General features: G+C 64.6%; 20 protein-coding genes. 16 read left to right on the top strand and 4 right to left on the bottom strand.

The genetic code is table 11. The features are described 5' to 3' along the window. Nucleotides 1-167 precede the first annotated feature (167 nt). Nucleotides 168-1475, top strand: a complete 1308-nt coding sequence (gene purB, locus QMG84_RS17520; protein WP_281929479.1) for an adenylosuccinate lyase — start codon at nucleotides 168-170, stop codon at nucleotides 1473-1475. Nucleotides 1476-1672: 197 nt separating this feature from the next. On the opposite strand, the gene QMG84_RS17515 is transcribed toward purB, so the two are convergent. Beyond that, nucleotides 1673-2161, bottom strand: a complete 489-nt coding sequence (locus tag QMG84_RS17515; protein WP_202071157.1) for a DUF2721 domain-containing protein — start codon at nucleotides 2159-2161, stop codon at nucleotides 1673-1675. 129 nt (nucleotides 2162-2290) lie between these two features. On the opposite strand from QMG84_RS17515, the gene ccmI reads away from it, so the two are divergent. The 11 genes from ccmI (at nucleotide 2291) to QMG84_RS17460 (ending at nucleotide 12806) form a co-directional block, all read left to right on the top strand. Continuing rightward, the gene (gene ccmI, locus QMG84_RS17510) at nucleotides 2291-3412 is read left to right on the top strand and encodes a c-type cytochrome biogenesis protein CcmI (RefSeq protein ID WP_281929478.1); all 1122 of its coding nucleotides are present in this window, start codon (nucleotides 2291-2293) and stop codon (nucleotides 3410-3412) included. Nucleotides 3413-3547: 135 nt separating this feature from the next. Continuing rightward, nucleotides 3548-3985 carry a cytochrome c maturation protein CcmE gene (gene ccmE, locus QMG84_RS17505; protein WP_281929476.1) on the top strand — a complete coding sequence of 146 codons (438 nt, stop codon included), beginning with the start codon at nucleotides 3548-3550 and terminating at the stop codon, nucleotides 3983-3985. A 139-nt stretch (nucleotides 3986-4124) separates the two neighbouring features. Then, complete coding sequence (locus tag QMG84_RS17500) at nucleotides 4125-6101, top strand: heme lyase CcmF/NrfE family subunit (RefSeq protein WP_281929475.1); 1977 nt, start codon at nucleotides 4125-4127, stop codon at nucleotides 6099-6101. Between the two features lie 128 nt (nucleotides 6102-6229). Further along, entirely contained in the window at nucleotides 6230-6697 is a 468-nt protein-coding gene (locus tag QMG84_RS17495) for a cytochrome c-type biogenesis protein (protein WP_281929474.1), read from the top strand. 400 nt (nucleotides 6698-7097) lie between these two features. After that, nucleotides 7098-7991: a lipase family protein gene (locus tag QMG84_RS17490; protein WP_281929473.1), complete on the top strand. Its 894-nt coding sequence runs from the start codon at nucleotides 7098-7100 to the stop codon at nucleotides 7989-7991. 115 nt (nucleotides 7992-8106) lie between these two features. Next, nucleotides 8107-8352 carry a zinc-finger domain-containing protein gene (locus QMG84_RS17485; protein ID WP_281929471.1) on the top strand — a complete coding sequence of 82 codons (246 nt, stop codon included), beginning with the start codon at nucleotides 8107-8109 and terminating at the stop codon, nucleotides 8350-8352. A gap of 273 nt (nucleotides 8353-8625) precedes the next feature. Then, the gene (locus tag QMG84_RS17480) at nucleotides 8626-8904 is read left to right on the top strand and encodes a type II toxin-antitoxin system RelE/ParE family toxin (protein WP_281932059.1); all 279 of its coding nucleotides are present in this window, start codon (nucleotides 8626-8628) and stop codon (nucleotides 8902-8904) included. A 48-nt stretch (nucleotides 8905-8952) separates the two neighbouring features. Further along, nucleotides 8953-9273, top strand: a complete 321-nt coding sequence (locus tag QMG84_RS17475) for a HigA family addiction module antitoxin (protein ID WP_281929470.1) — start codon at nucleotides 8953-8955, stop codon at nucleotides 9271-9273. Nucleotides 9274-9319: 46 nt separating this feature from the next. Next, nucleotides 9320-10510 carry an FAD-dependent monooxygenase gene (locus QMG84_RS17470; RefSeq protein WP_281929468.1) on the top strand — a complete coding sequence of 397 codons (1191 nt, stop codon included), beginning with the start codon at nucleotides 9320-9322 and terminating at the stop codon, nucleotides 10508-10510. Nucleotides 10511-10662: 152 nt separating this feature from the next. Beyond that, nucleotides 10663-11487: a MipA/OmpV family protein gene (locus tag QMG84_RS17465; protein WP_281929466.1), complete on the top strand. Its 825-nt coding sequence runs from the start codon at nucleotides 10663-10665 to the stop codon at nucleotides 11485-11487. Nucleotides 11488-12176: 689 nt separating this feature from the next. After that, nucleotides 12177-12806: a transglutaminase-like cysteine peptidase gene (locus QMG84_RS17460; RefSeq protein WP_202071163.1), complete on the top strand. Its 630-nt coding sequence runs from the start codon at nucleotides 12177-12179 to the stop codon at nucleotides 12804-12806. Between the two features lie 4 nt (nucleotides 12807-12810). Here the strand turns inward: QMG84_RS17460 and QMG84_RS17455 are convergent, their stop codons facing one another. Continuing rightward, a complete protein-coding gene (locus QMG84_RS17455) occupies nucleotides 12811-13092 on the bottom strand; it encodes a hypothetical protein (RefSeq protein ID WP_281929464.1) in 282 nt (93 codons plus the stop codon). A 185-nt stretch (nucleotides 13093-13277) separates the two neighbouring features. Between QMG84_RS17455 and QMG84_RS17450 the strand changes: the two genes are divergently transcribed. Then, nucleotides 13278-13901 (top strand): transglutaminase-like cysteine peptidase, encoded by a 624-nt coding sequence (locus tag QMG84_RS17450; protein WP_281929462.1) that lies wholly within the window; start codon nucleotides 13278-13280, stop codon nucleotides 13899-13901. A 3-nt stretch (nucleotides 13902-13904) separates the two neighbouring features. Here QMG84_RS17450 and QMG84_RS17445 read toward each other — a convergent pair whose 3' ends face one another. After that, nucleotides 13905-14438: a gamma carbonic anhydrase family protein gene (locus QMG84_RS17445; protein ID WP_281929461.1), complete on the bottom strand. Its 534-nt coding sequence runs from the start codon at nucleotides 14436-14438 to the stop codon at nucleotides 13905-13907. Nucleotides 14439-14896: 458 nt separating this feature from the next. On the opposite strand from QMG84_RS17445, the gene QMG84_RS17440 reads away from it, so the two are divergent. The 3 genes from QMG84_RS17440 (at nucleotide 14897) to QMG84_RS17430 (ending at nucleotide 18706) form a co-directional block, all read left to right on the top strand. Then, nucleotides 14897-16552: a heparinase II/III family protein gene (locus tag QMG84_RS17440; protein ID WP_281929460.1), complete on the top strand. Its 1656-nt coding sequence runs from the start codon at nucleotides 14897-14899 to the stop codon at nucleotides 16550-16552. Nucleotides 16553-16692: 140 nt separating this feature from the next. Continuing rightward, nucleotides 16693-18285, top strand: coding sequence for a bifunctional phosphoribosylaminoimidazolecarboxamide formyltransferase/IMP cyclohydrolase (purH, locus tag QMG84_RS17435; RefSeq protein ID WP_281929458.1), 1593 nt, complete (start codon nucleotides 16693-16695; stop codon nucleotides 18283-18285). Between the two features lie 106 nt (nucleotides 18286-18391). After that, entirely contained in the window at nucleotides 18392-18706 is a 315-nt protein-coding gene (locus QMG84_RS17430; protein WP_202071169.1) for a cellulose-binding protein, read from the top strand. 52 nt (nucleotides 18707-18758) lie between these two features. Here the strand turns inward: QMG84_RS17430 and QMG84_RS17425 are convergent, their stop codons facing one another. Then, nucleotides 18759-19025 (bottom strand): hypothetical protein, encoded by a 267-nt coding sequence (locus QMG84_RS17425; protein ID WP_202071170.1) that lies wholly within the window; start codon nucleotides 19023-19025, stop codon nucleotides 18759-18761. Between the last annotated feature and the right edge of the window lie 51 nt (nucleotides 19026-19076).

The raw sequence follows: 19076 nt of genomic DNA, 5'->3' as shown, positions 1-19076 counted from the left end.
AAGCAATCCAGAGCCGCGATGGCTGCCCTGGATTGCTTCGCTCCGCTCGCAACGACGGGATGGGCTGCGAGCCCGAAGGCTCGCGGTTTCGAGGCGCTCTTTTGCGCTTTCCGCCGCTCTATGCTAGCGCGAGCCCTCCCAATGCGTTCCACACTCGAGCTGCGCCCATGATCCCTCGCTATTCTAGATCCGAGATGACCACGATCTGGGAGCCGCAGACGCGCTTCCGCATCTGGTTCGAGATCGAGGCCTATGCCTGCGACGCGCTGGCCGAGCTCGGCGTCATCCCCAAGGAAAGCGCCAAGAATATCTGGGACAAGGCGGATTTCGTCGAGTTCGACGTCGCCCGCATCGACGAGATCGAGCGGGTGACGAAACATGACGTCATCGCTTTCCTCACCCATCTTGCCGAATTCATCGGCCCGGATTCGCGCTTCGTGCACCAGGGCATGACGTCCTCGGACGTGCTGGACACCTGCCTCGCCGTGCAGCTCTCGCGCGCCGCCGATCTGCTGATCGCCGATGTCGACGCTTTGCTCGCGGCGCTCAAAAAGCGCGCTTTCGAGCATAAATTCACGCCGACCATCGGCCGCTCGCATGGCATTCACGCCGAGCCCACCACCTTCGGGCTCAAAATGGCGCAGGCCTATGCGGAGTTCACCCGCGCCCGCGAACGCCTGGTACACGCCCGCAAGGAGGTCGCGACCTGCGCCATCTCCGGCGCCGTCGGCACTTTCGCCAATATCGATCCGCGCGTCGAAGAATATGTGGCGCATAAGATGGGCCTCGTCGCCGAGCCCGTTTCGACGCAGGTCATTCCGCGCGACCGCCATGCGGCGTTCTTTGCGACGCTCGGCGTCGTCGCGTCTTCGGTCGAGCGGCTCGCCATCGAAATCCGCCATTTGCAGCGCACGGAAGTGCTGGAGGCCGAGGAATATTTCTCCGCGGGCCAGAAGGGCTCGTCGGCCATGCCGCACAAGCGCAATCCGGTGCTGACCGAAAACCTCACCGGCCTCGCCCGTCTCGTGCGCGGCATGGTGATTCCCGCCATGGAGAATGTGGCGCTCTGGCACGAGCGCGATATTTCGCATTCCTCCGTCGAGCGCATGATCGGCCCCGACGCGACAGTGACTCTCGACTTCGCGCTCGCGCGGCTCACCAATGTTGTCGAGAATCTTCTCGTTTACCCCGAGAATATGCAGAAGAATTTGGACAAGCTCGGCGGCCTCGTCCATTCGCAACGCGTGCTGCTCGCTCTGACGCAAAAGGGCGTCTCGCGCGAGGACGCCTACGCCATGGTGCAGCGGAACGCCATGCCGGTCTGGCGGGGCGAGGGCGAGTTCCGCGATCTCCTCGGCAAGGACAAGGATGTGAGCGCCAAACTCTCGCCCGCGGAGTTGGACGAGCTGTTCGACCTCTCGTACCACTTCAAGCATGTGGATACGATCTTCCGCCGGGTGTTCGGGGAGGGCTGAGGCAGTTTCCGTTTGAATAGATGGGGATTTGTCATTCCCGGCGGGCTGAAAGCCCGACCGGGAATCCACAGCCACAAGAGCGCTGGTTTTGCCAGAGCCCGTCATTGCGAGCGAAGCGAAGCAATCCAGGGCAGCGATGCGGCGCTGGATTGCTTCATCGGCTCCGCCTCCTCGCAATGACGGCGGTGGATCTCGTATCACTCCTGCGCCGGCGCCTTCAGATGGCCGCGCCGCCGGTCCCGTTGCCTCATCAACGTGTCCGCGGCGTCGATTTCCGCGTAAGCGAGCTTTATCTCCAGGGCGAAGGCGACGAGCGCCGCAGTGAAAAGCCCCATGGCGATCATGAACAGAAACCCCGCGCCGAATTCGTGGCGGAAGCGGAAAAACGCCGATGCGAAGGCGACGATGACGAGAAAGCTCGTCACGACGCAGCTCGCCACGCCCCAATAGATCGAGCGGTGGACCAGCACGGCGCGCCGCCGCAGGATCGGCACCTCGACCTTGCGATGCGCCTGGGCGTGTCCGTCGTCGAGATCGGCCAGCTCGCGCGCGCGATCCACGATCCGATCCTGCCGTGAGACGAGCACGCCCAAAAGCTGCGCCTCGGCGGCGAGCAGAAAGGCCGGGCCGGTCACCTGGGAGATGACGATGGAAAGCTGCTCGATGGTCGGCGCGTCGAAAAGCATGGGCGGTCCCGCGTAAAACAGTTCGTCGCCGCATCTTATACCGGTTTGTGGCCCGCCTGAGCGGGGGGTGGCGGCGCAAGCCCGCATTTCTCTTCCAAAGCGCCCGGCAAAGCCTTAAACAGCGCTTCCATGATGTGGCTCATTTTCGCTCTCCTCACCGGCGCCGCGGTTATGGCCGTCCTCCTGCCGCTCGCCATGCGGGGCGAGGCGAAAGACGCGGGCGCCGCCGACATCGCCTTTTTCGAGGAGCAGCTCGCCGAGATCGCGCGCGAGCGCGCTGAGGGCCGCCTCGATCCGGTCGAAGCCGAGGCCGCGAAGACCGAGGCCGCCCGGCGCCTGCTGCGCGCCGAAGCGGCTCCGAAGGCGCGGGCCCAGGGCTCCCGCAAGGCGGCGCTCGCGGCGGCGCTTGCGGCGATGGTCATTGTCCCGGCGGTCTCGCTGCCGCTCTATCTGCGCCTCGGCAAAGTCGACATGCCGGACATGCCGCTGACGGCGCGGCTCGACTCCCAGCCTGACAAGGGCGATCTCGCCGGCGCCGTCGCCCGCATCGAGCAGCATTTGCGCGAACATCCCGAGGATGGCCGCGGTTTCGAAGTGGTGGCGCCTTATTACCTGCGCTCCGGGCGTGGCGAGGAGGCGATCGACGCTTATTCGAGGGCGTTGAAGCTCCTCGGGGCCACGGCGGAGCGCCACGCCAATCTGGGGCAGGCGCGCATGATCGTCGCCGAGGGCAAGGTGACGCCGCAGGCGCGGCAGGATTTCGAGGCGGCGCTGGCGCTCGACCCCAATAATGTAATGGCCGCCTATTATCTCGGGATTGGCGCCGAGCAGGCGGGCGAGAAGGACAAGGCCGTCGGGATTTTCGAGAAGCTCGAAGCCGAGGCCTCGGCCGACGCGTCCTATCTGCCGGCCGTGAAGCGCCGGCTGGCGGCGTTGCGGGGCGAAGACGCGCAAGAGCGGCCGCCCTTCGCGCAGGGGCCCGCGAGCGCGCAGGGCAAGGCCATCGCCGCCATGCCGGCCGACGAGCGCGCGGCGACGATCAAGGGCATGGTCGACAAGCTTGCGTCGCGGCTGGAGAGTAAGGGCGACGACGTCGAAGGCTGGCTGCGGCTCATCCGCGCCTATAGCGTGCTGTCGGAGCCCGAAAAGGCGAAAAAGGCTGTCGAGGACGCCCGCAAGGCGCTCGCCGGCAAGCTCGAGGAAGTCGCCCGCATCGAGGCGCTGGCGAAGGAATTGAACATCGGGGGGTGATATCCCTCTCCCGCTTGCGGGAGAGGGTGGCCCCTGCGTCAGCAGGGGTCGGGTGAGGGCCCTCATCCGTCACCGCTTCGCGGCGACACCTTCTCCCGCAGGCGGGAGAAGGGAAAAATCAGCAGTGAGAGCGACATGACGCGCAAAGGCAAGAGACTGACGCTGATCATCGGGGCGCTGGCGGTTTTGGGCCTCGCGGCGGGTCTGATGCTTTTCGCCCTGCGCGACAATATCATCTTCTTCTACACGCCCTCGGAGCTGGCCCAGAAGCAGGTCGCGCCCGGCGCGCGGCTGCGCATCGGCGGACTCGTCAAGGAAGGCAGCGTCGTCAAGAACGGCAAGGACGTGGCCTTCACCGTCACCGACAAGACCAAAGACCTCGCCGTGGCCTACACGGGCCTCTTGCCCGATCTCTTCCGCGAGGGCCAGGGCGTCGTCGTCGACGGGTTGCTGCAAACGGACGGCAAGTTCAAGGCCGACAGTGTGCTCGCCAAGCATGACGAGCGCTACATGCCCCGCGACGTCGCGGACAAGCTGAAGCAGCAGGGCGTGTGGCAAGGAGAGAAGAAGTGAAGCATCTGGCCCCCTTCCCCTCTCCCGCAAGCGGGAGAGGGCGGCCCTCGCGCCAGCGAGGGTCGGGTGAGGGCCCTCATCCGTCACCGCTGCGCGGCGACACCTTCTCCCGCAGGCGAGAGAAGGAGGAGATCCCTCAATGATCGTCGAAACCGGACATTACGCGCTCATTCTCGCGCTCGCCCTCGCTTTGCTGCAATTCGCCATTCCCTCCGCCGGCGCGCGGCTGAACGATTCGTCGCTGATGCGCGTTGCGCGGCCGACGGCCATTGCGCAGTTCCTCTTCGTCGCCTTCGCCTATGGCGCGCTGACATACGCCCATGTCGTTTCCGACTTCTCGCTCGTCAATGTCATCGAGAATTCGCACTCGCTGAAGCCCTTCGTTTATAAAATCTCCGGCGTGTGGGGAAATCACGAAGGCTCCATGCTGCTGTGGGTGCTGGTCCTTTCCTTCTGCGGCGCGCTCGTTGCGATTTTCTCTTCCGCCATGCCGGATAGACTGCGCGCCGATGCGCTTTCCGTTCAGGGCCTGCTCGGCGCGGCCTTTCTGCTGTTCATCCTGCTGACCTCCAATCCCTTCGCGCGCGTCGATCAGCCGCCGTGGGAGGGACGCGACCTCAATCCGATCCTGCAGGACCCCGGTCTCGCGATCCATCCGCCGCTGCTGTATCTGGGCTACGTCGGCTTCTCGATCGTCTTCTCTTTCGCCGCCGCCGCGCTGATCGGCGGCCGCATCGACGCCGCCTGGGCGCGTTTCGCCCGGCCCTGGACGCTCTTCGCCTGGACCGCCCTGACGCTCGGCATCGCCATGGGCTCCTATTGGGCCTATTATACGCTCGGCTGGGGCGGCTTCTGGTTCTGGGACCCGGTCGAGAACGCTTCGCTCATGCCCTGGCTCGCGGGCACGGCGCTCCTGCACAGCGCGGCTGTGATGGAGAAGCGCGAGGCGCTGAAGGTCTGGACGATCTTCCTCTCGATTCTCGCTTTTTCGCTCTCGCTGCTCGGCACCTTCCTCGTGCGCTCGGGCGTGCTCACCTCGGTGCACGCCTTCGCGAGCGATCCTGAGCGCGGCGTCTTCATTCTCGGGATTCTGGTTTTCTTCATTGGCGGCGCTCTGGCGCTCTTCGCCTTGCGGGCGGCGTCGCTCCCTGTCGGCGGCGTCTTTGCGCCGATCTCGCGCGAGGGCGCGCTGGTGGTGAATAACCTCCTGCTCTCCGCGAGCTGTGCGACGGTCGTCATCGGGACGCTCTATCCGCTCGCTTTGGAGGCGCTCACGGGCGAGAAGATTTCGGTCGGTCCCCCCTTCTTCAATACGGTGCTGATCCCCATCGCGCTGCCGCTCGCGCTGCTCATGCCCATTGGCCAGATGCTCGCCTGGAAACGCGGCGATCTGCCGGCGGCGCTGCAGCGCCTGCGCGCGGCCTTTGCTGTCGGCGTGCTCGCGGCGGCGGCGCTCGGCGCCCTTTATGGGACGCCTTTCCTCTCCATCGTTTCGGGGGGCATTGCGGTCTATCTCGTTGTCGGCGCGGTGAGCGACATCGCCCACCGCGCGACCTTCCGGGCCTCTTCGACGGGAGCGGTGTTCTCGCGCCTGCGCGGCCTGCCGCTTTCGGCCTGGGGGACGTCGCTCTCGCACGCCGGCATGGGGCTGACGCTGCTCGGCCTTGCGGCGACCGGCTGGGGCGTCGAGAACATCGTCGCCATGAAGCCCGGAGAGTATTACGACGTCGGTCCCTATAAGCTCGGCATCGAGGAAATCTCGCCACGGAACGGTCCCAACTACTCCGAAACCTACACCGTGATGTCGGTGCGCTCGGGGACCGAGACCGTCGCCAAAATCGAACCCGCCAAGCGCTTCTATCAGGCCCGCAAGATGCAGCGGTCCGAGGCCGGCATTGTGACGCTGGGCTTGGGGCAGGTTTACGCCGCGATCGGAGATTCGCATGAGGACGGGACGATCGACGCCCGGCTCTATTGGAAGCCCTTCGTCACGCTGATCTGGATCGGCGCGCTGGTCATGGCCTTTGGCGGCGGCTTGTCGCTCGCCGACCGGCGGCTGCGGATCGGCGTGGCCCGGCGGGCGAGCGCGGTGGCGATGCCGGAGGCTGCGGAATGATGCGGAAGGCCCCCTCCCTGTCCCTCCCCCGCTTCGCGGGAGAGGGGACGCTCACGATCAGCATTCTGGATGAAGGCCCGCGGCTAACTCCCTCTCCCGCGAAGCGGGGGAGGGCTGGGGTGGGGGCCGTGGCAATAATAGCCGTGCTCTTCATCTCCCCCGCCCACGCCGTCACCCCCGGTGAAAAGCTCCCCGACCCGGCCATGGAGGCCCGCGCCCGCGCCATCACCAGCGAGCTGCGCTGTCTCGTCTGCCAGAATCAGTCGGTCGACGATTCCGACGCCTCCCTCGCCAAGGATCTGCGCGTGCTCGTGCGCGAGAAGCTCAAAGACGGTCTGAGCGACGCTGAAGTGAAGGAGTATGTCCACTCCCGCTATGGCGACTTCGTTCTGCTGCGGCCGCCGATGAAGCTGGACACGATCCTCCTCTGGACCGCCCCTTTCCTCGCGCTGCTCGCAGGCGCCGCCGCCGTCTGGAGCGCCGCGCGCCGGCGCCGGGCGGCGCCCGCAGGCTCTGCCGAATTGACGGCCGAGGAACGCGCGCGGCTGGCGGCCTTGGGCCTCTCTGAACAACCTGGTAGGGATTCGGCAGAATAGTTTCGCTCAAGATAGCGTCCTCGCCGGCATCCCCCCTTGTTGCGCCGCAGAGCGTTCTGCGGCGGTTTTTTTGTGTGCCTTTGTTTCCCTGTTCTATTGCAGTGAATGTGAGACCTTGCCTTGTCGAGGCGTTGACGCCATAGATCATAAGTCGGCGAAATGTCGACGCTTTTAATATCTTTCTAGTCTATTCGGAGAAATGCTTATGTCTGCCCAATTGAAACAAGCAATGCTGCAACCCCCGGGAGCCACTGACTTTTTTGGCGTAGCCTATCTCCAGCTTTGCCAGATCTCCTACGCGCTCCCCTCGTCCATCCCCTACCTCGTTAACAACAAGATGCCACCATTGAGCGCGGATGGACGCTGGGAATGCGTTTGGGGACCGGCGGAAAGCGACGATTTGGCGAATCTCGTGTTCGTCGCCGCCTATTATGACGGGCCAAACCTCCCGCCGGTTTTCGCCGCGGTCGTCACCCGCGGCACGGATGTCGACGTCAATGATTTTTGGGGCGTGCTGCAGCAGGCCTTCGAGGATTTTTACGTCATCTTCCAGAGCACGCCGCCCTGGTTGCCCGCCGATAGCCCGGCGCTTGTAGCCGATGGAACGCTTTACGCGCTGGAGACGATCCAGGGCTTCACCTCCAATGGGGCGTCGCTTGCCGCCTTCCTGGCGGAGTTCCTCCAGTCGCCGCAGAATGAAAACCCGGTTCTGGTGTGCACGGGCCATAGTCTCGGCGGATGCGTCACCACTGTGCTGGCCCCTTGGCTGCAAGCCTCGCTCGCCGCTGTCGGGGTCAACAACCCGATCGTTCCGGCGACCTTCGCGGCGCTTACGGCCGGCAACAGCGCCTTCGCCGATTATTATACATCGACCTTCGGTTATTGCCCCCGCTATTACAACACGCTGGACGTCGCGCCGCTCGCCTGGGGCAATTTGGACGCCGTCTCGACCATCTATGATCCGTGCAGCATCCCGATCCCGGACGCCGCCTATGTCGCCCTCGTCCTGTGGCAGGACGCGCTGCTGCTCGAAGGGGCGAGCTATTCGCAGCAGCAGGCCAATAACGCCCCGCTGCCGGGCACATGCTTCGAGCTCTATCCGGCGGATTGGTTCACGCAGGCCTCCATGCAGCATCATACGGGTACCTATATGCGCCTGCTCGGGGGAACCTCGATCGACATCGGCCCGAGCCTGGCCGCGCGAAGCCGGCCGAGACGGCGCGTCTCCCGTTACCGCCTGCTGTCGCAGGTGAGGAGCCGCGAAAACCTGCTGCTGAAGTCTAACAAGGGCTGAGTCAGCTCAGGCGCGGGGGAGTCCCCGCGCCCCCTATCCAATTCCGCTGGGCTGCAATATAGGGGGCGGCAGCGTTGTCGAGCCGCCGGCGCGGCGTCACCTGAAAGAGCGGACCATGGCCGAACATTCCACGCCCCATTTCCACAATACGCCCGGCGTCGCCCAGATTCGCGTAGGGGCGAAGGAATTCATGTGCATCGGCGCGCTGCCGCCATTCGACCATCCGCATGTCTATATCGACATGGGCGCCGATACGCAGGCGGTCTGCCCCTATTGTTCGACGCTCTACGTCTACGACGCCTCGCTTCACGGCGGCGCCGAGCCGGCGGAATGCGTCTATCACGCGGAAGAGCCGGCTTAAGGTCTCGAGCGGTCCAAGCTGTACCTGCCCGAGAATTCGAAGCGCCTTGACATGAGAGGCGGGGCGGCTCATATGTCGCGTGTCGCACGACACGCGACTGTTTCATTTCAAGCGATTCAATTTTGATCAGCTCGCATTGGGCCTTGTCATTCCCGGCGGGCTGAAAGCCCGACGAGGAATCCAGAGCCACAAAAGCGCAGGTTTGGCTCGGATTCCCTATCGCTCGCGGCGCGAGCGTCGTGAATGACAACGAGCCAATCGAGCGGATCTCGTATGATAAAGTCGTTCATCAGCAAAGGTTTGTCTGAAATTTTTGAAACGGGGAGATCATCGAAAATATCAAGCGAGTTGCATGGGAGGATTGTTCGAAGGTTGGACGCGCTCGACGCCGCGAAAAGTCCGAGCGACATGCGTGTGCCCGGCTTTGATTTCCACCCTTTGAACGGATTCGATCCGACACGGTATTCGGTCCATGTGAATGGCCCATGGTGTATTACGTTCGAGTTCGAGGGACAGGATGCGACGCGCGTCGACTTCGAGCAATATCACTGAGGGAGGGGAGGGCTTCTCTCCCCGACAGAAAGCTTTGGTGAGACAGAAATGACCGAGGTCTTTGCAGCCAAGCGGGCGGATCGCGAGCCCACGCATCCCGGCGTCATCCTGCGGGAGGATGTTTTGCCCTCCCTCGGCGTCACAGTGACCGAATTCGCCAGGATGCTCGATGTCGGTCGGCAGCAGTTGCACCGCATTCTCTCTGGAGACTCCAGCATCTCTCCTGAAATGGCCCTGAAACTTGGCAAGCTCTGCGGCAACGGCCCCGAATTCTGGATCAACATGCAGGTCGCCGTGGATTTATGGCGCGCCCGAAAAGAGTTGGGCGCTCGGCTGGATGCGATCCAGGAAATCAGGCCTTGCGCCTGATGGCTTTTTTCCGGCCCGCTGATTTCCATCCGCAAGGGCGACGCCCATGAGCGCCCCCATCGTCATCGCCGGCGCGGGCGTCGGCGGCCTCACGGCGGCGCTGTCCCTGGCCCGCGCGGGAAAGCGCGCGCTGGTATTGGAGCGCGCGCCCAAGATCGAGGAGGTCGGGGCCGGTTTCCAGATCGCCCCCAACGCCGGACGGATTCTGGCGGGCCTCGGCCTCGAAGAGCCGCTGGCCGCCGTCGCGCTGGAGCCGCAAGCCATCAATATCCGCCGGGGACGCGACGGCGCCGTTCTCGCGAAGCTCGATCTTACGGATTCCCGCGCCCGCTGGGGCGCGCCGTTCCGGGTCTATCACCGCGCCGATCTTCAGCAGGTTTTGCTGCAAGCGGCGCTCGCCCATGAGGCGATCGAGGTCCGCGCGGGCGCGCGGGTCGGCAGTTTCGAGGCGCGCGCGGGCAGCGTCTCTTTGCGCGTCCACGCCGGCGACGGCGTCGAGGAAATCGAGGGCGTCGGGCTCGTCGGCGCCGATGGGCTGCGCTCGGCCGTGCGCGGGCGCCTTCTCCCGACAGAAAAAGACGCGCCCGTCTATTCCGGCCTCACGGCCTGGCGCGCGCTCGTGCCGGCCGAGCTGGCGCCCGCCGTCTTTCGCGCCCGCGAGAGCAATCTGTGGATGCTGCCCGGCGGCCATGTCGTGCATTACCCGCTGCGCGACGGAAGCATCATCAATGTCGTCGTGATCGTCGCCGAGCCGCCGCGCCAGAGCGAGGGCGCCTCGATCCTCTCTCTGGACGGGGCGCAGCTCGCCCGCGCGCTCGAGCGTCTGCGTCCCGCCGCGGAGCTGCGGGCGCTGATCGAGGCGGGCGCGTCTTGGCGGCATTGGCCGCTTTTCGGCCGCCCGCCGCTCGAAAGCTGGAGCCAGGGCGCCGTGACGCTGCTGGGCGACGCCGCCCATCCCATGCTGCCCTTCCTGGCGCAGGGCGCGGCTCAGGCGATCGAAGACGCCGAGGCGCTGGGTCGCGCCTTTCTGCAGCTCGGCGCGACCGCCGAGACGGCCTTTGCGGCTTATCAACAGATAAGAATCCCCCGGGCCTCGCAAATTGTTCGAGCCTCGCGCCGGCAGGGCGATTATTTCCACCTCGCCGGTCCGGCGGCGCTGGGGCGCGATCTTGCGATTCGGGCGCTGGGCGGGCGCGGCATGCTCGCCCGCAACGCCTGGCTTTACCGCCAGCCCTGAGAACGACGTTCGCGAGGACCGTCCGCCAGTCGAAGTGTTGCGCAACGGCTACGCTCGCCAAGATGCTGACGCTTTAGCGTGGCAGAGAGTGACAAGCGGGGCCGGGAGTTGTTAAAGAACTATCAAGAACCGTGTTGTGAGGGCTGTTTTCGTTGCGATTCGGAGTCGTCAAAATTTGGGGCGCAGCCGCCGTCGCCGCTTTGTCCTGCGCCGGCGGCGCAGGCGCGGCCGAGCTGATTCCCCCGCCCAAGACCGACGCCAACGGCTGGATCGTCACGGTGAGCGTCATCGGCGCGATATCGCCGAGCTTTCCGGGCTCTGGTCAGGTTCGCCCCTATCCCTTCCCGGCGGTCGCCGTGCGCCGGGTCGGCGAGGCCGAGACCTTCTCCACGCCGGACGAGGGCTTCGGCTTCCCCGTCCTCGATCTGGATTATGTGCGCGCCGGTCCGGTCGCGAACTTCGTCTTCCAGCGCGGCCAGCGCGACGGGCTATTCGGTTTGCATCGCGTCGCTTTGACCCATGAGGTGGGCGGTTTCGTCGAGCTTCATCCCTTCGATCATCTCCGCGTGCGCGCGGAGATGCGGCAGGGAATCGACGGGCACAAGGGCTTTGTGGCGGCGCTTTATGCGGACGCCTATGAGTCGGTCGGCCCCTTCCGCTTCTCCGTGGGGCCCCGGCTCAATTTCGGCGATAATTCCTATGCGAACGCCTATTTCTCGGTGACGCCCTTCGAGGCGCTGCTGAACGGGCGCCTCACCCCCTATACGGCGACCGGCGGCTTCACCGCAGCCGGCGGCATGGCGACGGCCCGCTATACGCTGAACGACAAGGTGAGCGTCTCGATCTATGGCGGCGGCCAGCGGTTGCTGGGTAGCGTCGGCTCCAGCCCCATCCCCAATTTGATCGGCTCGCGCAACCAGTTCAACGCGGGCCTGGCGGTCAATTACTCCTTCATCGTCCATAACCCGTTTCAATAATCAGGCGCGCATCTCTTTGATTTCGTCGCGCTCCTGCCGGGCGCGCTGGAGACGCGAGGGTGGCCGCCGGCGCCTCGCGCCGTCTGGACACACAGGGTATCACCGCCGTCATTGCGAGGAGGCGGAGCCGACGAAGCAATCCAGGGCCGCATCGCCGCCCTGGATTGCTTCGCTTCGCTCGCAATGACGGGCTCTGGGCGAAACCAGCGCTCTGGTGCGGACCTTTCAGCCCGCCGGGAATGATAGCGTTTCCGTTTGAATAGCTCGGATTGGGGCTTGTCATTCCCGATCGCTCGCTGCGCGAGCGTCGGGAATGACACCGAACCAATCAAGCGGATCTCGTATGACACGCGCCCGGTGCGAGCTGTTCAAACCGAAACGGCGTCAGCCACAAGGCTTGTCCACCCGCCCGCCTGTTAACCTGATAGCGCCCGGCGTATTTACCGAGACGAACAACAAGTTGAGAAAGTCGCGGCGCGGCCGGGCCGCGACGCCGCGGGTGTTTAATATTTGCATTTAGAATCAGCGATATATGACATTCTGCCAAATTTTATCGGTTCCTTTTTCAGAAAATTATACTTACCATCCGCGCGGACAATTCTAAACGTGTTCGCCTAAAATGCGGGCGATTTACTTTCAAGGACAGCAAAAGAAGGAACCTATTCTCGTCTCGTTACAGGAGATGGGAAATGTTCGGGTTCATCGGCAAATCGGTTTTGGCGCTCGGAATGGCTGGGGCGGCGCTTATGCCTGTCGCGGCGACGAGCTTTGCCGGGCCGGATGTGTCGAGCTTCGCGACGCTTGGCCCGGAGACCAGCATCCCCTACGGCTGGGTCGATTTCTGTCAGCGCTATCGCGGCGAATGCCAGGCCGATTACCAAATCCCTCAGGACATCGACCTCAACGCGTCCAACTTCAACAAAATCACCCGCATCAATCTCTGGGTGAACAAGCACGTCGCTCCCATCGCGGATAGCGAGCATTGGGGCGTCATCGACGCCTGGGACTATCCGACCGACGGCAAGGGCGATTGCGAAGATTATGCGCTGTTGAAGCGCCGCATGCTGATCGAGGAAGGCTTTCCGAGGGGAGCGCTGCTTCTGACCGTCGTCAAAGAGAAGAACGGCGACGGCCATTCGGTGCTGACCGTCCGCACGAATCACGGCGAATATATTCTCGACAATCTCACCGATCAGGTGCGGCCCTGGACCAAGGCGCCCTATCGTTTCGTCAAGCGTCAATCGCAGCAGGACCCGAATATCTGGGTCGCGATCGGCGCGCCGACAGCCGCGCCGGCCTATGTGTCAAACGGCCCGTGAGGCGTCACTCGCCGCGGAACGGTTTGACGTGCCGATGGCGGCGGTGGGCGGGAATCGCCGTCTGCCACTTCGCGTCGGGGTGCGGACGCACGATGGTCGGCTGGCCGTCCGCCCGCGTATTGGACGGGGCCGTCTCCATGGTCCCGTGAGGCAGGGCGTTTCCCGACGAGGGCGCCAGAACGGTTGGGTTGATCGCCTGCTGGGCGCGCGCAGCGTCGCTTGCCCATAGGCAGGCCAAGGCGGGAATGGCCAAGGCGCATAGCCTGCTTTGAAATTGCTTGGGCATGGCAAGGCTCCTTTCGGGCGCCTCTATGGATAGCATTCGAATCCCCCTTGCGCCATTTGGCGGCGGCGCGCGCTCTTTGCGCGCGTAAACCATAAGTTAAGGTCTTCTTAACGCCGATCTTGGCAAAGCCGCCGTAACTGTTAAAAATTCCTTAACGATCAATTGGCGTTTAGGGTTGCGTTAAGATGTGTGCCGCTCGTCGCATCCTGCAGGGTTTTGCTCTCGCCTTTGTGGCGTGGAGCGTCTCGCTCTCCGCGCAAGCCGGCGCCCGTCTGCCGATGTCGAGCTTTTCGCCGCTCGGTCCGGAGACGAGCGTCCCCTTCGGATGGTTCGACTTCTGCCAGCGCTATAGCGGCGAATGCGACGACGCGGCCCGACCGGCGCAGAACATCGAGCTGACGGCGGCCGCCTTTCGCAAGATCGAAAGCGTCAATGCGCTGGTGAATAACCAGATCGAGCCGGTTTCCGATCCCCAGCACGCCGGCGTTCCCGACGCCTGGGATTATCCCGAGGATGGCAAGGGCGACTGCGAAGATTATGCGCTAATGAAGCGCCGTCTGCTGATCCGCGCCGGATTTCCGCGCGGCGCGTTGCTGCTTTCGGTGGTGAAGGACGAGCATGGCGACGGCCATTCGGTGCTCTTGGTGCGCACCAGCCGCGGCGATTTCGTGCTCGATAATCTCGCCGATGAGGTCGCGCCCTGGGCGAAGACGCCCTATCGCTTCGTCAAGCGCCAGTCGCAGGAAAATCAGAACGTCTGGGTCGCGGTCGGCGCGCCGACGAGCGCGCCGATGTATGTGGCGAAGTAAAGCTCAAGGGACGATTTCGACGAGCCCTTTCGCAAAGCGCTGGCCGTTCTCGACATAGTGCTTGGCGGACTCGAGGAGCTTTTCGCGCGAGTCGCCGTCGAGAACGCGAATAACCTTGGCGGGCGCGCCGACGATCAGCGAATTATCCGGGAATTCCTTGCCCTCCGTCACCAGCGCATTGGCGCCGACAAGGCAATTTTTCCCGATCTTGGCGCCATTGAGGATCGTCGCGCCCATGCCGATGAGGCTGGCGTCGCCGATCGTGCAGCCATGCAGGATCACATTGTGCCCAATGGTGCAGTCGGCGCCGATCGTCAGCGGAAAGCCCATATCGGTGTGGAGAATGCTGTTGTCCTGGATATTGGTGCGGGCGCCGATGGTGATCCACTCATTGTCGCCGCGCAGCACGCAATTGAACCAGACATTGGCGTCTTCCTGCAGCTCGACGCGGCCGATGAGATGCGCGCCGGGCGCAACGAAATAACGTCCCTCGGCGGGCAGGCGCGGCGCGACGCCGTCGAGCGTGTAAAGCGGCATTCAGTTTCTCCTACAAGGCTTGAGCGCGCCGGACATTGCCATTTCCGGGCGCGCGCGAAAAGCGGCGGCTGCCAACAATTGATGGCTTTGGCGCGAATAGCCCGCGTTGGGGATTGTCATTCCCGGCGGGCTGCGAGCCCGACCGGGAGTCCAGAGCCACAAAAACACTGGCTTTACTCAGAGCCCGTCATTGCGAGCGAAGCGAAGCAATCCAGAGCCGCGATAGCTGCCCTGGATTGCTTCGTCGCTTACGCTCCTCGCGATGACGAGGCGCGGGCTTGGCGCGAGAAAGCGCAAATGCATCCGGCCGAGTCTCGGAAAATAGTGTATAAACCGTTGCGCGCGCTTCTCTCTTAGCCGTGGAGCGGGCAGTTTGCCGGTCAGCTTACGCGCCATGTCAGGCGCGCCGGCGAATTGGAGGATGCGACCTGGACGGCGGCTCTTGGGATCGGATGCGGATGGCTGGCGTTTTGGCGGCGGCGAACGCTGTCGCGCGCACCGCTGCGACCCCCTTTCATATCGTCAAGTCGATGGCGATCGCGCCGCCCGAGCGGCTGCGCATCGCGCCGCCCGACATTCGCACGGCCGATCCGACGGTCGCCGATGAAATCTACACGGGCTATTTTTCCTTCGCCGGCAAGACGCTGCAAAGTTACGGCGAATCGCCCTTCGCACTGATGCCGCCGTCGCCCGCCTGGCGCCGCGCGCTGGCGGGTTTCTCCTGGTTGAGGCATTTGCGCGCCGCCGACAAGACGCTGGCGCAGGAGAAAGCGCGCGCGCTCGTCGGCGAATTCCTGGCGATCAAAAAGCTCTCCCCCGATGATCCGGCGCTGGAGCCCGCTGTGGCGGCGCGCCGTCTTCTCTCCTTCCTGGCGCAGTCGCCCGTGCTGCTCGAGGGGGCGGACGCGGAATTCTACGACGCCTTCATGCTCTCGCTCGCGCAAAGCGCGCGGCTGCTGTGGCGCGCGCTCGCGACCGGCCAGGCTCAGGGCGCCGACCGTGCGCTCAGCGCCATTGCGCTCGCCGAGTTTGCCGTCTGCGCCGACACCGGCCGCAAGATCGCGCCGCAGGTGTCGCATGCGCTCTCCGCCGAGCTCGACCGCCAGATATTGGGCGACGGCGGGCATATCAGCCGCAATCCGCAGGTCGCGGTCGATCTGCTGCTCGATCTTCTGCCGTTGCGGCAGGTGCTGGCGGCGCGCGGGTTGCAGACGCCGCCAGCCATGCTGCGCGCCATAGACCGCATGATGCCGACCTTGCGCATGCTGCAGCATGGCGACGGTTCGCTGGCGCTGTTCAACGGCATGGGGGCGACGGAGCTCGACCGCGTTGCGAGCGTGCTCGCGAATGAGGACACGCGCGGCGCGGCGCCGCTGAAGGCGCCCTATGCGGGCTATCAGCGGCTGGAAGCGGCGGATGCGGTCGTTCTGGTCGACGCCGGCGCCGCCCCGCCGCCCGAGTTTTCGCTCGCCGCCCATGCGGGCTGCCTGTCCTTCGAATATTCTTTAGGCACGGAAAGAGTCGTGGTGAATTGCGGCGCGTCGTCGGCGCCTCATGAGGATTTGCGCGATTTGGCGCGCGCCACCGCCGCCCATTCCACCCTCGTCGTCGACGACCGCTCCTCCGCCCGCATCGCCAGCAAGGATTCCGGGCGCTGGCGCGCTGGCCGGCTGTTCGACGGGCCGCGCAATGTCACGGTCGAGCGCACCGACGCGCAGGCGGCGACGGCGCTTTCGCTGACCCATGACGGTTACGCCAAATCATTCAGCTTCATTCACGAGCGCGAACTGATCCTCTCGGCCGACGGAGCGACGCTGGCGGGCAGGGATCGGCTGCTCGGCGTCGAGGCCGGCGCCGCCGGGCCGGGCGAGCAGGAATTCGCCATCCGTTTTCACCTCCACCCGCGCGTGCGCGCGGTGGAGCTTTCGGAGGCGATCGAATTGCAGCTCGCCAGCGGCGAGACGCTCATTTTCGAATCCGACGGCGCCTTTCCGGCGATCGAGGAAAGCATATTTTTCGCCTCGCCCGGCGGCGTGCGCAAATGCGCCCAGATCGTTCTGCGCGGAAAGGCCGCGCCCGGCGCGGAGGTGAGTTGGTCCTTCCAGCGAGCCTGAATCTGGACCGCGCGCCTTCAGGCGCGCAAATTCAAGCGAGCCTGAAGGCTCGCGGTCCGAGGGGCGCGGTCCAAGGTTTCACCACCTGAGGATGTGTGATAAGCGCGGCGTAAATTGCCTTCAGGAAGGACATCCATCCCATGCCGGTCGATCAGCGTAAAGTCGCGCGCGCCCTTCTCTCCGTCTCGGACAAGACGGGCCTTGTCGAATTCGCGCGCGCCCTCGCGGGCCATGGGGTGGAGCTTGTCTCCACCGGCGGCACGCGCAAGGCGCTGGCCGACGCCGGCCTTGCGGTGAAGGATATTTCCGACCTCACCCATTTTCCCGAGATGATGGACGGGCGCCTCAAGACGCTGCATCCGAAGGTCCATGGCGGGCTGCTCGCGATCCGCGAGAATCCCGAGCATGAGGCGGCGATGCTTGCGCATGACATCCGCCCGATCGACCTGCTGGTCGTCAATCTCTATCCCTTCGAAGCGACGCTCGCCAAAGGCGCGCCTTTCGAGGAATGCGTGGAGAATATCGACATCGGCGGGCCGGCGATGATCCGCGCGGCCTCGAAGAACCATGACGATGTCGCCGTGGTGGTAGACCCCGCCGACTATGCCGCCATGGTGGAAGAGTTGACGGCGACGCAAGGCGCGACGACACGCGCCACGCGCCGGCGTCTGGCGCAAAAAGCCTTCGCCCGCACGGCCGCCTATGACGCGGCGATCTCCAACTGGCTGGCGCAAGAACTCGGCGAGGCGTCGCCGCCGGTTCGCGCCTTCGGCGGCAAGCTCTCCGAGCCCATGCGCTATGGCGAGAACCCGCATCAATCGGCGGGCTTTTATGTCACGGGCGAGGCGCGGCCCGGCGTCGCCACCGCGAAACAGGCGCAGGGCAAGAAGCTCTCCTACAATAATATCAACGATACCGACGCCGCCTTCGAATGCGTTGCAGAATTCGATCCCGCGCGCACGGCCGCCGTCGTCATCGTGAAGCACGCCAATCCCTGCGGCGTCGCGGAGGGCGCGTCGCTCGAAGAGGCCTATGTGAAGGCGCTACGCTGCGACCCGACCTCGGCCTATGGCGGCATCGTCGCCCTGAACCGCAAGCTCGATGCGCAGGCGGCGCGCGAGATTGTTAAAATCTTCACCGAAGTGATCATCGCTCCCGACGCCGAGCAGGAGGCGATCGAGATCGTTGCGGCGAAGAAGAATTTGCGGCTGCTGCTGACGGGCGGATTGCCCGATCCCCGCGCGCGGGGCCTCGCCTTCCGCAGCGTCGCCGGCGGCTTCCTCGCGCAGTCGCGCGACAACGCCGTCGTCGACGCCATGGATTTGAAGATCGTCACCAAGCGCGCGCCGAGCGAGGCGGAGCTTGCCAATCTGAAATTCGCCTATCGCGTGGTAAAGCACGTGAAGTCCAACGCCATCGTCTATGCGCGCGATCTCGCCACGGTCGGCATTGGCGCGGGGCAGATGTCGCGCGTCGACAGCTCGCGCATCGCCGCGCATAAGGCGGGCGAGGCGGCGCAGGCGGCCGGGCTCGCCCAGAGCCTGGCGAAAGGCGCGGTCGTCGCGTCGGACGCTTTCTTTCCCTTCGCGGACGGGTTGCTCGCGGCGGTGGCGGCGGGCGCGACGGCGGCCATTCAGCCGGGCGGCTCGGTCAACGACAAAGATGTCATCGCCGCCGCCGACGAGAAGGGCATCGCCATGATCTTCACCGGCGTGCGCCACTTCCGGCACTAGTTGTCATTCCGTAAAGGATGGCGTGAATTCCTGCCGCTCGCATAATTCCGTGCGAGCGGGACGCGCGCTAGGGTGACGCTCCGCAGATCTTTTTTGGAGTTCGCCTATGCGTCGCGCTTTCGCCCTGTCACTTTGTTTTGCTTTGGCCAGCATGTTCTTGTCGGGGGACGCGCTGGCGAAATCACATAAGCGGGCGCCCGCGCCGCCGCCCGCCGCCGAGAGCGACGACTTTCCGATTCCGCTGCCCAAGGAGCTGACGTCGAATCTGGACTGGCTCAACGACGGAGCAGGCGATCCGGCCACCGGCAATCTGCAGCCGAACGCGCATGCCAACGACAATTATTTTCTCGAGCAACAGGATTTTCGCAGGAACGATCCGACGCGCTTCACCGAGATGGGCACGATTTTCGACGGTTGGTGATCGCAATAAACTGGGCCGGCGCCGGGCCGGCCCCTTTTCGTTCTCGTCATACTCAGCACACCGGGACCTGACGGTAGCCGACGAAATAGCCGTGACGATAAACCGGGCGGCTCTCGTAATAGCAGCTATCGCTCTCCGCAATCGCGCCGGCGACGAGGCCAAGAGCAACCGCGCCGGCCGCACCCGCCGCATAGGGGCCCCAGCCATAGCCGTGGTGATGATGCCAGTAATAGGCCGAAGCCGGCGTGGCGCTGGCGATGGAGCCGGCGACGACGGTGGCGGCGATCGCGGCGACGAGGGATTTTTTCGACTTGAACATGACGCTCTCCTCTTTGTTTTCGCAATCTCGTTGCGATGAAGAGAGATTAGG

Origin of the sequence: Methylocystis iwaonis (assembly GCF_027925385.1) — a bacterium.
Classification (GTDB): Bacteria; Pseudomonadota; Alphaproteobacteria; order Rhizobiales; family Beijerinckiaceae; genus Methylocystis; species Methylocystis iwaonis.
This window is presented reverse-complemented; position numbering and strand designations above follow the sequence as displayed.

Excerpts from the sequence above, each read along its gene's own strand:
- purB (WP_281929479.1), top strand. The coding sequence starts at position 168 with ATGATCCCTCGCTATTCTAGATCCGAGATGACCACGATCTGGGAGCCG.
- QMG84_RS17515 (WP_202071157.1), bottom strand. The coding sequence starts at position 2,161 with ATGCTTTTCGACGCGCCGACCATCGAGCAGCTTTCCATCGTCATCTCC.
- ccmI (WP_281929478.1), top strand. The coding sequence starts at position 2,291 with ATGATGTGGCTCATTTTCGCTCTCCTCACCGGCGCCGCGGTTATGGCC.
- ccmE (WP_281929476.1), top strand. The coding sequence starts at position 3,548 with ATGACGCGCAAAGGCAAGAGACTGACGCTGATCATCGGGGCGCTGGCG.
- QMG84_RS17500 (WP_281929475.1), top strand. The coding sequence starts at position 4,125 with ATGATCGTCGAAACCGGACATTACGCGCTCATTCTCGCGCTCGCCCTC.
- QMG84_RS17485 (WP_281929471.1), top strand. The coding sequence starts at position 8,107 with ATGGCCGAACATTCCACGCCCCATTTCCACAATACGCCCGGCGTCGCC.
- QMG84_RS17480 (WP_281932059.1), top strand. The coding sequence starts at position 8,626 with ATGATAAAGTCGTTCATCAGCAAAGGTTTGTCTGAAATTTTTGAAACG.
- QMG84_RS17475 (WP_281929470.1), top strand. The coding sequence starts at position 8,953 with ATGACCGAGGTCTTTGCAGCCAAGCGGGCGGATCGCGAGCCCACGCAT.
- QMG84_RS17470 (WP_281929468.1), top strand. The coding sequence starts at position 9,320 with ATGAGCGCCCCCATCGTCATCGCCGGCGCGGGCGTCGGCGGCCTCACG.
- QMG84_RS17460 (WP_202071163.1), top strand. The coding sequence starts at position 12,177 with ATGTTCGGGTTCATCGGCAAATCGGTTTTGGCGCTCGGAATGGCTGGG.
- QMG84_RS17455 (WP_281929464.1), bottom strand. The coding sequence starts at position 13,092 with ATGCCCAAGCAATTTCAAAGCAGGCTATGCGCCTTGGCCATTCCCGCC.
- QMG84_RS17450 (WP_281929462.1), top strand. The coding sequence starts at position 13,278 with ATGTGTGCCGCTCGTCGCATCCTGCAGGGTTTTGCTCTCGCCTTTGTG.
- QMG84_RS17445 (WP_281929461.1), bottom strand. The coding sequence starts at position 14,438 with ATGCCGCTTTACACGCTCGACGGCGTCGCGCCGCGCCTGCCCGCCGAG.
- QMG84_RS17440 (WP_281929460.1), top strand. The coding sequence starts at position 14,897 with ATGGCTGGCGTTTTGGCGGCGGCGAACGCTGTCGCGCGCACCGCTGCG.
- purH (WP_281929458.1), top strand. The coding sequence starts at position 16,693 with ATGCCGGTCGATCAGCGTAAAGTCGCGCGCGCCCTTCTCTCCGTCTCG.
- QMG84_RS17430 (WP_202071169.1), top strand. The coding sequence starts at position 18,392 with ATGCGTCGCGCTTTCGCCCTGTCACTTTGTTTTGCTTTGGCCAGCATG.
- QMG84_RS17425 (WP_202071170.1), bottom strand. The coding sequence starts at position 19,025 with ATGTTCAAGTCGAAAAAATCCCTCGTCGCCGCGATCGCCGCCACCGTC.